Raw genomic sequence first — 12,225 nt, forward strand, 5'->3', positions numbered from 1 at the left:
CCGGGCGGGGCGGCTCCCCCCGAGGATATTTGCGCCAGAATGAAGTTCAGGAGCGCAGCTGGGCCAGCCAGTCCTGGCCGCGGGCGCGGTTCACGCCGAGGTCGCTCTTGCCGAAGCGCGAGCGGGCGAAGAGCGTGACATCGGTGCCTCCGTCGTCGGTGGGGACCAGACGGACGGAGGTGAAGTCGGGGAATCCCCACCATTTCGTGCGGGTGATCCAGGTGCGGTGGAAGCCCGCGCCCGCAATCGCCCGGGTGCGGGGCCAGGCGGCGGCGATCTTCTCGAGTCGCGCGGCCACCTGATCGGGCGGAAGCGCCAGATGCAGAGGCTCCACATCGCCGCCGGGGGCCGCGAGAAAGCTGTTGTCGGCGCCGCGCCCGGTCACCTGCAGCGGATCGGCATGCCAGGCAGCAGGCTCGTTCGGCGAGAAGCGCACATAGCCCACGAGGCCGCCCACGAGGACGAGGAGGACCAGAAGAAGATAGCTCATCCGTTTCATTCCTTGCGCCTTCTCCAACCGTAGAGACAGATCAACTCGTAAGCCACATGGGCGCCGGCGACGGCGGTAATGCCGGCGGAATCGTAGGGCGGCGACACCTCGACCACATCGCCGCCGACGAGGTTCAGGCCGGCCAGATCGCGGAGGAGCGCCGCGGCCTGCCAGGAGGCGAGGCCGCCCCAGACCGGCGTGCCGGTGCCCGGTGCGAAGGCCGGATCGAGCGCATCGATGTCGAAGGTGAGGTAGGTGGGATGGTCGCCCACGATGGCCCGCACCCGGGCCGCGACCTCGGCCGGGCCCTGTTCGTGCACCGTCCGCGCGTCGATCACATTCATCCCCAGCCAGTCGGGCGTGTCGGTGCGGATGCCCACCTGCACGGACCGGGCCGGATCGACGAGCCCCTCCTTCACCGCCTTGTACATGAAGGTGCCGTGGTCGATCCGGTCGGGATCGTCATCGGCCCAGAGATCGGAATGGGCATCGAACTGCACCACCGAGAGCGGCCCGAAGACCGCCGCATGGGCGCGCAGGATCGGCAGGGTGATCGAATGATCGCCGCCGAGCGTGAGCGCGCCCGCGCCCGCCGCGAGGATGCCCGCCACATGGGCGGTGAGGCGGGCGGGAAACTCGGCCGTGCGGGCATAATCGAAGGCGAGGTCGCCGTAATCGACCACCGTCAGCTCTTCCAGCGGATCGAAGCCCCAGCCGAACGGCCGGTCGTAGGGCTGCAGCGTCGAGGCCTCGCGGATCGCGCGGGGCCCGAAGCGGGTGCCGGTGCGATTCGTCACCGCCTGATCGAAGGCCACGCCGGTGATCGCCAGATCGACCCCCGTCAGGTCCTTCGTGTAGCGGCGGCGCAGGAAGCTCGTGGCCCCGGCAAAGGCGTTCTCGTAGGCGTAGCCGCGGGGGCCGCGCCCTCCGAAAGCGACGTCCACCTCGTTCTTCGCATCTTCAAGCGCCATCTGTCTCCCTCGGCCGGCGGTCGCGGCGCAGTCTAGTCATGCGCGCGCCCGGCGCCAGCCCCTTCCGGGCCACAGCGGCGCCTCCTGCGCAGCCCGCCGCCCATCGCGCGGCGGGCCTCTGCGCCGCTGGGCGGCCGGTCCCGGACCCATCCTGTCAGGGCTTGCCGGGAAGAGGGCGGGCGGCGGGACCGGCCGTGAGCGACAGCGGGCGCCTCGTGGGTCGGCGTCCGACGCGGGGGTCACGCCTCGAGCGGCTGGGCGCGTTCCACGAGGCGGGCGAAGAAGCTGGCCCCCAGCGGGCTTGCTGCATCGTTGAAATCGTAGGCGGGGTGGTGCAGCCCCGCGCCCGGCCCCGTGCCGAGGAAGAGATAGGCCCCCGGGCGCGCCTCGAGCATGTAGGCGAAATCCTCCGAGCCCATCTCGCGATTGGCATTGGCCTCGACCCCTGCCTCGCCCGCGATCTCGGCGGCGACTTCGGCCGCGAAACCCGCCTTCGCCGGATCGTTCACCGTGGGCGGGTAGCCCAGTTCGTAGTCGATCTCGACCCGCACGCCATAGGCCGCCGCATGGCCCTCGACGATCTCGTGGAAGCGGCGGCGGACGAGGTCGCGCACCTCGGGCGTGAAGGTGCGGATGGTGGCGCAGAACCAGCCGTCCTCGGGGATGATGTTCGAGGCCGAGCCGGTGTGGATCTGGGTCACGGAAAGGACGAGATCGTCGAGCGTGTAGAGGTTGCGCGAGATGATGGTCTGGAGCGCCGAGACCATGCCCACGATCGCGACCACCGGATCGACCGTCTCGTGCGGCGTGGCGCCATGGCCGCCCTTGCCGATCACCCGCACCGTGGCCGTGTCCACCGCGGCCATCAGCGGCCCGGGCGCGGTCACGAACCGCCCCAGCGGCACGTTCGGCGCATTGTGGATGCCATAGACCTGCGAGATGCCGAACCGGTCCATCACGCCCTCGCGCACCATGACCTCGCCGCCGCCGCCATCCTCCTCGGCGGGCTGGAAGAGGAGCGCCACGCGGCCCGCGAATCGCCGCGTTTCGGCGAGGTAGCGCGCAGCCCCCAGCAGCATGGTCACATGGCCATCGTGGCCGCAGGCATGCATCCGCCCGGGCACCGTCGAGGCGTGGTCCGCGCCCGTCAGCTCCTCGATCGGCAGCGCATCCATGTCGGCGCGGAGCCCGATGGTGGGACCCTCGCCCTGCCCCTCGATGATGGCCACGAGGCCGGAGGTGGCGATCCCCTCATGGATCTCGTCCACGCCGAAGGCGCGCAGCCGCTCGGCGATGAAGGCCGCGGTGTTCTGGCAGTCGAAGCGCAGTTCGGGATGGCGGTGCAGATGGCGGCGCCAGGCCGTCATTTCCTCCGCGTAATCGGCGATGCGGTTGACGACGGGCATGGGGCACTCCTGGGCTCAAGGGTCAGGCGGGCAAGGAAGCCCAAATCGGCTCCCGCCGCAAGCCGGATGGCGCTACGTCAACCGGGCCGGTTCCGCCCACGGCGGCCTCGCTCGAGCAGCCGCCCTGCAGAGGGATCCGCCCCACCGGACGGTTTACCGCTGTCCCTTGGGGAGCTATGCCGGGCCCGACCGAACCCTCGCGAGGCTCTCCATGTCCGATCCCTTCACCGCCGGTCCGGGCCTGCCCCGGCTTCTCGCCATCATGGAGCGGCTGCGCGACCCCGAGCGCGGCTGCCCCTGGGACGTGGAGCAGACCTTTGCCAGCATTGCGCCCTATACGCTCGAGGAGGCGCATGAGGTGGCCGACGCCATCGCGCGCGAGGACTGGGACGAGCTGCGGGGCGAGCTCGGCGATCTCCTGCTGCAGACGGTGTTTCACGCCCGCATGGCCGAGGAGCGGGGGCTCTTCGACTTCGAGGCGGTAGCCACGGGCATCGCCGACAAGATGATCGCCCGCCACCCGCATGTCTTCGGCGACGAGTCGCGCGACAAGTCGTCCGATCAGCAGACCCTCGACTGGGAGCGGATCAAGGCGGCCGAGCGGGCGGGCCGCGCGCAGGCGGGTGTGCTCGACGGGGTGGCGCTCGGTCTTCCCGCCCTGACGCGGGCCGTGAAGCTGCAGAAGCGCGCCGCGCGCGTGGGCTTCGACTGGCCCTCGACCGGCGAGGTGCTCGACAAGATCACCGAGGAGGCGCGCGAGCTGGTGGAGGCGCGCGACAGCCTCACCGCCGAGGAGACCTTCGAGGAATTCGGCGACCTTCTCTTCGTGATGGCGAACCTCGGCCGGCATCTGAAGATTGACCCCGAGGCGGCGCTGCGCGCGGCCAATGCCAAGTTCACCCGCCGCTTCGAGCGGATCGAGGCCTGGCTCGCCGAGGAGGGCCGCCGTCCCGAGGACAGCACCCTGGCCGAGATGGACGCGCTCTGGGATCGTGCCAAGGCCGAGGAACGTGCCTGAGGGAGGCTGAGGCTCCGAGGGAAACCTGCCCGGCCAGTGTCGCGGCCCAGCCGCTGCGTCGGGCGTTTTGTTGACTGATAGACTCAGCGATTGACGCCCGGGGCCATCCGGCCTATTGCTCAGGTAATACCTGACAAAAGAGGTCACATATGCGTCACGCCGCTCTTCCGCTGGTAGCCCTTGCCCTTGGCACCACCGCCCTGCCCGCCCTGGCCGACGAGGTGAACATCTATTCGCACCGCCAGCCCGAGCTGATCCAGCCGCTGGTGGATGCCTTCACGGCCGAGACCGGCATCGACGTCAACGTGGCCTTCGTCGACAAGGGCATGGCGGAGCGGCTCGTGGCCGAAGGCAGCCGCTCGCCGGCCGATCTCGTGCTGACGGTCGATATCGCGCGGCTGATGCAGGTCGTCGAGGCAGGCGTCACGCAGCCGGTCGAATCCGACGTGCTCTCCTCGAACATCCCTGCCGAGTTCCGCGATCCGGCGGGCCACTGGTTCGGCCTGACCAGCCGGGCCCGCATCGTCTATGCCTCGAAGGAGCGCGTGAAGGACGGCGAGGTCACGACCTACGAGGATCTCGCCTCGGACAAGTGGAAGGGCCGGATCTGCACCCGCTCCTTCACCAACGACTACAATGTGGCGCTGACGGGTGCGGTCATCGCGCATCACGGCACGGAGGGCGCGAAGAGCTGGCTCGAAGGGGTGAAGGCGAACCTCGCCCGCAAGCCCGAAGGCAACGACCGCGATCAGGTGAAGTCGATCTGGGCCGGCGAATGCGACATCAGCCTCGGCAACACCTACTACATGGGGCAGATGCTGGCCGATCCCGAGCAGAAGGAATGGGCGGACTCGGTCCGCATCGTCTTCCCGACCTTCGAGGGCGGCGGCACCCACATGAACATCTCGGGCGTCGCCATGACGAAGTCCGCGCCGAACCGCGAGGCCGCGCTGAAGCTGATGGAGTGGCTGGCATCGGACGAGGCGCAGCGGATCTATGCCGAGGCGAACCACGAGTTCCCGGTCGAACCCGGCGTCGCGCGCTCGGAGCTGGTGCAGAGCTGGGGCGAGTTCACGCCCGACGCGCTCGGGCTCGCCGAGGTGGCCTCGCATCGCGGCGAAGCGCTGAAGCTGATCGAGACCGTGGATTTCGACGGCTGATCTCCCGCGGTCGCCCGGCGCCCCTTGCGGTGCCGGGCGGCATCGCCCGTCCGGTGCCCCTGCCCGCGCCCCGGCGGCTGGCCGGGGCGCTGTGCTTTCCCGCCCGTCGCCCGTTCCTCTGCGAACCGGAGACGCCCGGAGCGCGCGGAACCTCCTCCCCCTGCGTCGCGATGGACAAGCGCCGCGTCCTGCGCTTTGGTGCCCCGACTGAGCTCAGGAGACGCCATGACCCCGCCCCGCCGGATCATCATCGACACGGACCCCGGACAGGACGACGCCGTGGCGATCCTGCTCGCGCTGGCGAGCCCCGAGCTCGAGGTGCTGGGCATCACCGCGGTGGCGGGCAACGTGCCGCTGCGGCTCACCGAGCGTAACGCGCGCATCCTCTGCGAGATCGCGGGCCGGACCGACATTCCCGTCTTCGCCGGCTGCGACGCGCCGCTGGCGCGGCCTCTCGTCACGGCCGAGCATGTCCACGGCAAGACCGGCCTCGACGGGCCGGCCCTGCCCGATCCCACCCTGCCCCTGCAGGAGCGACACGCGGTCGATTACCTGATCGAGACGCTGCGGTCCGAGCCCGCAGGCAGCATCACTCTCTGCCCGCTCGGTCCTCTCACCAACATCGCGACCATGCTTCAGCGCGCGCCCGACGTGGCGCCGCGCATCCGCGAGATCGTGCTGATGGGCGGGGCCTATTTCGAGGTGGGCAACATCACGCCCACGGCCGAGTTCAACATCTTCGTCGATCCCGAGGCCGCGGCGGTCGTCTTCGGCGCCGGCGTGCCGCTCGTCGTCATGCCGCTCGACGTGACGCACAAGGCTGTCACCGACAGGGCCCGCGTGGCGCGGTTCCGCGCGATGGGCACCCGGATCGGGGACCTGGTCGCGGAGTGGATGGACTTCTTCGAGCGGTTCGACCGCGAGAAATACGGCAGCGAGGGCGCGCCCCTGCACGATCCCTGCGTGATCGCCTATCTCCTCAACCCCGACCTCTTCCTCGGGCGCCACATCAATGTCGAGATCGAGACCGAGGGCCGCTTCACCACCGGCATGACGGTGGCGGACTGGTGGCGGGTGAGCGACCGGGCGCCGAACGCGCTCTTCATGCGCGACCTCGATGCGAATGGCTTCTTCGCGCTCCTGACCGAACGGATCGCGCGGCTCTGAGGCCGCCACCGCTCGCCCGGGTGCCGGAACCTGTCCGGCCGCGACCGCTTCGGCCCGACGCCCGCCCATCGCCGCCTCCGGGCCTCCCCCGGCACGGCGCAACCCGGTACTTCGCGCAGCGGACCCGCCTCCGACCGCGCGCCGCAGGATCTTCCCTGCCGCGCGCGACAAGGGCGCCGGGCCTGCCTGTTGCAAGCGGCCTGCGCTTCTGCGGATCGTCCTCTCCGGGGCAGCGGTCGCGGGACCCGCCGAAGCCCGGCCCTGCCGACGGCGAGAGCCGTCTGACAGGCGTCCCCGCAAGAGAAGGCGGGGTCAGGCCAGCGGCAGTGTCACGATGAAGCGGCTGCCCTGCCCCAGCTCGCTCTCGATGAGGAAGCGGCCCCGGTGCCGGTTCACGATATGCTTCACGATGGCAAGGCCCAGCCCGGTGCCGCCCTTCTCGCGCGAGCGGTGGTTGTCGACGCGGTAGAACCGTTCGGTCAGCCGCGGCAGATGGATGGCGTCGATTCCCTCGCCCCGATCGACCACCTCGATCCGCACCGCAGGCCCGAGCCGCGCGAGGCCCTCCGAATCGCGGGAGATCCCGACGGTGACGAGCTTGCCCGAAGCGCCGTATTTCACCGCATTCTCGATGAGGTTGTGAAAGACCTGCGTGAGCTGGTCGGGGTCGCCCGGCAGAAGGATCGGGCCGGCCTCGCCCTGACGCTGGATCTCGACGCCTGCGGCCTCGGCCATGGGGCGCAGCGCGGCGATAGCCTGTCCGATCACCGCCGTCACATCCACCGGGGTCTTCGGCCGCACCCTCTCTTCGGATTCCACCCGGCTCAGCGACAGCAGATCCTGCACCAGCCGGTTCATCCGGCCCGCCTCCCGCGCCATGATGCCGAGAAACCGGCTCCGCGCCGCAGGATCGTCTCGCGCGGCGCCCTGCAGCGTCTCGATGAAGCCGAGGAGCGCCGTCAGCGGGGTGCGCAGCTCGTGGCTGACATTCGCCACGAAGTCGCGCCGGATCGCACCCATCTGCTCCTGCTCGGTGATGTCCTCGAAGGCGCAGAGGGCGCAGCTTTCGCCCTGAATCCGGAGCGGCGTCACCGTGGCGCGGTAGGTCACCTCGCGCGAGGGGCCGGTGATGATGTATCTCGCGCGCCCGGGCCGGTCGAGCCGGATCGCGCCCTCGATCGCATCGAGCAGCGCCGGCTGCCGCATCGCCATCACATAATGCCGCGCCACACTCGCGGCCCCGAACAGCCGCTGCGCCGGCGCGTTGGCCGCCCGGATCCGCTCATCCGGGCCGATCAGCACGAGGGGCAGCGGCACGCCCTCCAGAAGTTGAGCTGCATCCTGCGCCTGCATTGCGGTCTCCCTCTGCCTCGGCCCCTTCCTGCCATGCGCGGAGGGCCAGTGCCAGCCGTGCCATTCTCGCCACAGCGGCCAGAGAGTGCATCTTCAACCGGATCCGATCGGGAACCTGTACATTCTTTCCAAAACAATCCGGCAGAGGCAGATATCGGATGAGACGGCAGGACGCGAGCGGGCACGGGCGGCCCTGTCTGAGGCTGGTCTGGGACGGCGGCAGGCCGGTCGCGCCGCTGCCCGACAGGGCGGGTCAGGCCCGGCTCATGTCCCCTCCTGCGGCCATCCGGCTCATCGCGCCCGAGGCGGGGCCGCTCGGGCCTCCCTCGATGGCCGAAACCGGTCTTTCGGGCCTTACCGCGCTGCTTCTGGCCGATCTGGCCCCGGCAGCCGTCTCGGTGCCGCTGATCGCCGCCGATTGCGACGCCGTCGACCTCCTCCACCGGCTGCGCGGGCTGGGCTATGCGGGGCGCGTGATCGTGCGCTGCCCGCCGCTGCCCGCGCCGGATCTGGTCGAGCGCGAGCTGTCCCGGCACGCGGCGGGCCTCACCCTGGACCTCGTCGCCGGGGACTAGAGCCGCCTCAGGCGTCGCGGGCTGCGGCCACGCCCGCGGTGAAATCGCGGATCAGGAGGTCCGCCTCCTCGACGCCCACCGAGATGCGAAAGAAGCCCTCCGAGATGCCGAGACGCGCCCGCATCTCGGGCGCGACCGCCCGGTGCGAGGAAGAGGCCGGATGCGAGAGCGTGGTTCCGACATCGCCCAGCGTGGGCGCGAAGGCCACCGCAGGCATGGCACGGGTCAGCGCATTGGCTGCCGCGCGCCCGCCCTCGAGCTCGAAGGACAGCATGTTGCCGCCACGCTGCCCGAGGAGCGCCACCGCCCGCGCCTGATCGGGATGATCGGGCCGCAGCGGATAGATCACGCGCCGCACCCCCGGCAGGCCCGCCAGATGCTCGGCCAGCCGCGCGGCATTCTCCTCGGCCCGGTCGTAGCGCAGGTGGAAGGAGAGAAGCCCGCGCTCGGCCAGCCAGCAGTCGAAGGGGCTGGGCGTGAGGCCCGTCGTCACCGCGAAAAGCTCGACCGCCCGGCGAAGCTCGGGCGTGCGGCAGGCGACATAGCCGAGCGTCACGTCCGAATGGCCGGCCAGAAGCTTCGTCACCGAATGGATCACGATATCCGCGCCATGCTCGAAGGGCCGGATCCCGCGCGGGGTCGAGAAGGTGCTGTCGACCGCGAGAAGGATCCCGCGCGCGCGGCAGAGCGCGGCGATGCCATCGAGATCGGCCACCCGCAGCGTCGGGTTCGAGACCACCTCGATCAGCACGAGTTTCGTCTCGGGCCGGAGCGCCGCCTCGACCGCCGCCGCATCGGTCGCGTGGGGGGGGGGGGGGGGGGGGGGGAGCCGCGGCAGATCCTCGGCCATCATCCGCAGCGACCGGCCATAGAGCTGGTCGCCCCCCACCACATGATCGCCCGCACGCAGGAGACCGAGCAGCACCGCCCCCCCCGCCGCCATCCCCGAGCCCACCACGATCCCGCCCTCGGCCCCTTCGAGCGCATCGATCTTGCGCGCCAGAACCTCGGCGTTGGGATGGCCCTCGCGGGCATAGGTGAAGCCCTTGACCTGCCCCGCATATTGCGCGTCGAGCTGGTCGGGGTCGAGCGAGGCATAGACCACCGACGGCTGCAGCGGCGTCACCACCGGCCGGCTCGCGCTCTCGGGCCAGGGCGTCCGGCGCACGAGGCTTTCGGGAATGTCGTCGCGTTCGGCCAAGGTCGTCTCCTTCAGGCTGCCGGGGCCGGCCCCGGCCGAATGGGAAGGGGCAGCCACCCGCCCCCCGTCTGCGGCAGCGCCGGTCAGAGCGCGGTGAGACCCGCGCGGAAGCGGCGGGCGTTGGCCGCATAGCCCTCGGCCGAGGCGATCAGCCGGGCGCGCTCTTCTTCGGTCAGCTCGCGCACCACCTTGCCGGGAGAGCCCTTGACCAGCGAGAAATCCGGGATCTCCTTGCCTTCGGTCACGAGCGCGCAGGCGCCGATCAGGCAGAACCGGCCGATCTTCGCGCCGTTGAGCACGGTGGCGCCCATGCCGATCAGGCTGTTCTCGCCGATGGTGCAGCCATGCAGCATGGCCTTGTGGCCGATGGTGCAGTTGGCCCCTACCGTCAGCGGATAGCCCATGTCGGTGTGCAGCACCGCATTCTCCTGCACGTTCGAGCCTTCGCCGATCACGATCTCCTCGTTGTCGCCGCGCAGGGCCGCGCCGAACCAGACCGAGCTTCCGGCCTCCAGCACCACCTTGCCGATCACGCTCGCGCCGGGTGCGACCCAGGCCTCGGCATCGATCCGCGGTGCGACGCCGTCCAGTGCATAGATCATCTCGTCTCGAACTCCCCGTTGAGGCCGCGCACGAAGTCCATCAGGTCGGGCTGGCGGTCGCGGCGCAGACGTTCGGCGGAGAGGATCATTTTCAGCTGCTCCTCCGCAAGGTCGAGATCGCGATTGACGAGCACATAATCGTACTCCGCCCAGTGGCTGATCTCGTCTTTCGAGCGCGCCATGCGGGTGGCGATCACCTCCTCGCTGTCCTGCGCCCGCGACCGCAGGCGGCGGTCGAGCTCGGCGATCGAGGGCGGCAGCACGAAGATCGAGACCACGTCGCGGCCGAGCGAGGAGTTGCGGATCTGCTGGCCGCCCTGCCAGTCGATGTCGAACAGCGTGTCGTGGCCCTGCTCCAGCGCCTTCTCGACCGGCGCCTTGGGCGAGCCGTAGAAATTGCCGAAGACCTCGGCATGTTCGAGCATCTCGCCCGCCTCGACGGCGGCGATGAATTCGTCGCGGGTGCGGAAGTAGTAATCGCGCCCGTCCACCTCGCCCGGCCGCGGCGCCCGGGTGGTGGCCGAGACCGAGAAGCGGATCGAGGGATCCCAAGCGGTCAGCCGCTTGGAAAGGGTCGATTTGCCCGCGCCCGACGGCGAGGAGAGGATCAGAAGAAGTCCACGGCGGGCCAAGGGGTTACTCCACGTTCTGGATCTGCTCGCGCATCTGGTCGATGACGGTCTTCAGGTCGAGCCCTACCCGCGTCAGCGCCAGCGACTGCGCCTTCGAGCAGAGCGTGTTGGCCTCGCGCATGAACTCCTGCACGAGGAAGTCCATCCGCCGTCCCACGGGCGCCGTCTCGCCCAGCAGCGCGCGGGCGGCCGCGACATGGGCTGCCAGCCGGTCGAGCTCTTCGGTCACGTCCTGCTTGACGGCCAGAAGCGCCAGTTCCTGCGCGATGCGGGTCTCGTCGAGACCCTCTCCCGCCGCGAGGAGACGGGCCAGATTTTCACGAAGCGCGAATGGCGCGGCCTCGCGGCGGGCCTCGGCCTCGGTGCGGGCCTCGGCGGTAAGCGCCTCGATCCGGTCGAGCTGCGCGCCGATCAGCCGGGCCAGGGCCTCGCCCTCGGTGCGCCGCATCTCGGTGAAGGCCGCCAGCAGTTCCGGCAGCTCGGCCAGCAGCGCCGCGCGGATCGGGCCCGTATCCTCGACCCCGGTCGCCTGTTCGAGGACGCCGCGCAGCCCCAGCACATCGGCCGGGCTCGCCGGGCGCAGTTCGATCCCCGATCCGTGCGCGGCCGCGGAGACCTCGGACAGCGCCCGCAGCATCGTCTGAAGCGTGCCGAAATTGATCCGGAGCCCGTCCGCCCCGCCCTCGGTCGCAACCTTCAGCGAGAGGCTCACGCTGCCCCGCTGCAGCACCCGCCCGAGTTCAGCCCGGATCGCGGGCTCGAGCCCCTCGATCCAGTCCGGCACCCGCAACCGCAGATCGAGGCCCTTGCCGTTCACCGAGCGCAGTTCCCAGAGCCAGGAATGGCCCTCGCCCTGGCCCCGGCGCGCCGCGAAGCCGGTCATCGAGCTGATCATGCAGTCCTCCTCGACCCCGCCCGTCCGTTTACCATGCTCTCAGAATCTTCACCCCGAGATACGAAAGGAGGGGTAGATTAACATTTGAATAACCATTGCGGCCGGAGCCCGGCTTCGCCCGCAGCGGCGCATAACAGAGCGACGGATGCGCGGCAAGCCGCGCGGCCCCATGGGAAACGGGAGGCAAGTCATGGGCATGAGGATGGGCGGCACCGGCGTGGGACAGACCGGCAGCGGGCGGACGGGGGTCGATCCGGCGTCGCTCGCGCTGCTGCGCAGCTACTGGCACGAGCTGCGCCTGCGCGCCGGGGGCGAGCTGCCGCGCCGGGGCGACATCGATCCGCGCCGTGTCGAGGAGGCGCTGACCTGCGCCTTCCTTGCCGAGCGGATCGCGCCCGGCATGGCGCGCTTCCGCCTCGCCGGGATGCATCTGGCCGACCTCATGGGCATCGACGTGCGCGGCGTCCCGATCTCGACCCTGTTCGACGTGGACTCGCGCGAGCGTCTGGCGAGCGTCGTGGCGCGCGTTCTGACCGGGCCGGGCGTGGGCGAGATCTGGCTCGAGTCGCCCGCCTCGCTCGGCCGCGCCGCGCTGACCGGGCGGCTCCTGCTGCTGCCGCTGCGGCCAGAGGAGAGCCAGCCGCTGATCTTCGGCTGCCTCGTGACCGACGGCGCCATCGGCCGCGCGCCGCGGCGGCTCACGATCCTGCGCTCGGCCGTCGACATGGTCGATGCCCAGCCTGCCGAACGGCCGG

The 12,225-nt window shown here is 70.5% G+C and carries 13 protein-coding genes; 5 read left to right on the forward strand and 8 right to left on the reverse strand.

The window, feature by feature from the left end:
- Positions 1-46: 46 nt before the first annotated feature.
- The 3 genes from A9O63_RS07745 to A9O63_RS07755 all read right to left on the reverse strand — a co-directional run bounded on the left by A9O63_RS07745 (position 47) and on the right by A9O63_RS07755 (position 2,867).
- On the reverse strand, positions 47-499 hold the full coding sequence (locus A9O63_RS07745; protein WP_069331406.1) for a DUF1499 domain-containing protein: 453 nt from the start codon (positions 497-499) through the stop codon (positions 47-49).
- Positions 496-1,461: an agmatinase gene (gene speB / locus A9O63_RS07750; protein ID WP_069331407.1), complete on the reverse strand. Its 966-nt coding sequence runs from the start codon at positions 1,459-1,461 to the stop codon at positions 496-498. The genes A9O63_RS07745 and speB overlap by 4 nt, the downstream gene beginning before the upstream one ends.
- A 239-nt stretch (positions 1,462-1,700) precedes the next feature.
- Positions 1,701-2,867: a M20 aminoacylase family protein gene (locus A9O63_RS07755; protein ID WP_069331408.1), complete on the reverse strand. Its 1,167-nt coding sequence runs from the start codon at positions 2,865-2,867 to the stop codon at positions 1,701-1,703.
- A 211-nt stretch (positions 2,868-3,078) separates the two neighbouring features.
- Here A9O63_RS07755 and mazG point away from each other — a divergent pair, with 211 nt between their 5' ends.
- From mazG to A9O63_RS07770, 3 genes are all read left to right on the forward strand, one after another.
- Positions 3,079-3,885, forward strand: a complete 807-nt coding sequence (gene mazG, locus A9O63_RS07760) for a nucleoside triphosphate pyrophosphohydrolase (protein WP_069331409.1) — start codon at positions 3,079-3,081, stop codon at positions 3,883-3,885.
- 149 nt (positions 3,886-4,034) lie between these two features.
- Complete coding sequence (locus tag A9O63_RS07765) at positions 4,035-5,045, forward strand: Fe(3+) ABC transporter substrate-binding protein (RefSeq protein WP_069331410.1); 1,011 nt, start codon at positions 4,035-4,037, stop codon at positions 5,043-5,045.
- A 225-nt stretch (positions 5,046-5,270) separates the two neighbouring features.
- Positions 5,271-6,212: a nucleoside hydrolase gene (locus A9O63_RS07770; protein WP_069331411.1), complete on the forward strand. Its 942-nt coding sequence runs from the start codon at positions 5,271-5,273 to the stop codon at positions 6,210-6,212.
- 312 nt (positions 6,213-6,524) lie between these two features.
- Here A9O63_RS07770 and A9O63_RS07775 read toward each other — a convergent pair whose 3' ends face one another.
- Positions 6,525-7,565, reverse strand: coding sequence for a sensor histidine kinase (locus tag A9O63_RS07775; protein ID WP_069331412.1), 1,041 nt, complete (start codon positions 7,563-7,565; stop codon positions 6,525-6,527).
- A 158-nt stretch (positions 7,566-7,723) separates the two neighbouring features.
- On the opposite strand from A9O63_RS07775, the gene A9O63_RS23305 reads away from it, so the two are divergent.
- Positions 7,724-8,140, forward strand: coding sequence for a hypothetical protein (locus A9O63_RS23305; RefSeq protein WP_227471950.1), 417 nt, complete (start codon positions 7,724-7,726; stop codon positions 8,138-8,140).
- Positions 8,141-8,147: 7 nt separating this feature from the next.
- Here A9O63_RS23305 and A9O63_RS07785 read toward each other — a convergent pair whose 3' ends face one another.
- From A9O63_RS07785 to A9O63_RS07800, 4 genes are all read right to left on the reverse strand, one after another.
- The gene (locus A9O63_RS07785; RefSeq protein WP_069331413.1) at positions 8,148-9,341 is read right to left on the reverse strand and encodes a trans-sulfuration enzyme family protein; all 1,194 of its coding nucleotides are present in this window, start codon (positions 9,339-9,341) and stop codon (positions 8,148-8,150) included.
- A gap of 83 nt (positions 9,342-9,424) precedes the next feature.
- Positions 9,425-9,943, reverse strand: coding sequence for a gamma carbonic anhydrase family protein (locus A9O63_RS07790; RefSeq protein ID WP_069331414.1), 519 nt, complete (start codon positions 9,941-9,943; stop codon positions 9,425-9,427).
- Positions 9,940-10,575: a guanylate kinase gene (gene gmk, locus A9O63_RS07795; protein ID WP_069331415.1), complete on the reverse strand. Its 636-nt coding sequence runs from the start codon at positions 10,573-10,575 to the stop codon at positions 9,940-9,942. The genes A9O63_RS07790 and gmk overlap by 4 nt, the downstream gene beginning before the upstream one ends.
- A gap of 4 nt (positions 10,576-10,579) precedes the next feature.
- On the reverse strand, positions 10,580-11,470 hold the full coding sequence (locus A9O63_RS07800; RefSeq protein ID WP_069331416.1) for a YicC/YloC family endoribonuclease: 891 nt from the start codon (positions 11,468-11,470) through the stop codon (positions 10,580-10,582).
- 190 nt (positions 11,471-11,660) lie between these two features.
- Here A9O63_RS07800 and A9O63_RS07805 point away from each other — a divergent pair.
- The coding region (locus A9O63_RS07805; protein ID WP_069331417.1) for a PAS domain-containing protein at positions 11,661-12,225 on the forward strand (565 nt) is incomplete at its 3' end.

Source organism: Cereibacter johrii (assembly GCF_001720585.1).
GTDB lineage: Bacteria > Pseudomonadota > Alphaproteobacteria > Rhodobacterales > Rhodobacteraceae > Cereibacter_A > Cereibacter_A johrii.

Bases quoted from the DNA above. Each gene is read 5' to 3' on its own strand.
- A9O63_RS07755 (WP_069331408.1), bottom strand. From the start codon at position 2,867: ATGCCCGTCGTCAACCGCATCGCCGATTACGCGGAGGAAATGACGGCC.
- A9O63_RS07775 (WP_069331412.1), bottom strand. From the start codon at position 7,565: ATGCAGGCGCAGGATGCAGCTCAACTTCTGGAGGGCGTGCCGCTGCCC.
- A9O63_RS07770 (WP_069331411.1), top strand. From the start codon at position 5,271: ATGACCCCGCCCCGCCGGATCATCATCGACACGGACCCCGGACAGGAC.
- A9O63_RS07790 (WP_069331414.1), bottom strand. From the start codon at position 9,943: ATGATCTATGCACTGGACGGCGTCGCACCGCGGATCGATGCCGAGGCC.
- A9O63_RS07800 (WP_069331416.1), bottom strand. From the start codon at position 11,470: ATGATCAGCTCGATGACCGGCTTCGCGGCGCGCCGGGGCCAGGGCGAG.
- A9O63_RS23305 (WP_227471950.1), top strand. From the start codon at position 7,724: ATGAGACGGCAGGACGCGAGCGGGCACGGGCGGCCCTGTCTGAGGCTG.
- speB (WP_069331407.1), bottom strand. From the start codon at position 1,461: ATGGCGCTTGAAGATGCGAAGAACGAGGTGGACGTCGCTTTCGGAGGG.
- A9O63_RS07765 (WP_069331410.1), top strand. From the start codon at position 4,035: ATGCGTCACGCCGCTCTTCCGCTGGTAGCCCTTGCCCTTGGCACCACC.
- A9O63_RS07745 (WP_069331406.1), bottom strand. From the start codon at position 499: ATGAAACGGATGAGCTATCTTCTTCTGGTCCTCCTCGTCCTCGTGGGC.
- mazG (WP_069331409.1), top strand. From the start codon at position 3,079: ATGTCCGATCCCTTCACCGCCGGTCCGGGCCTGCCCCGGCTTCTCGCC.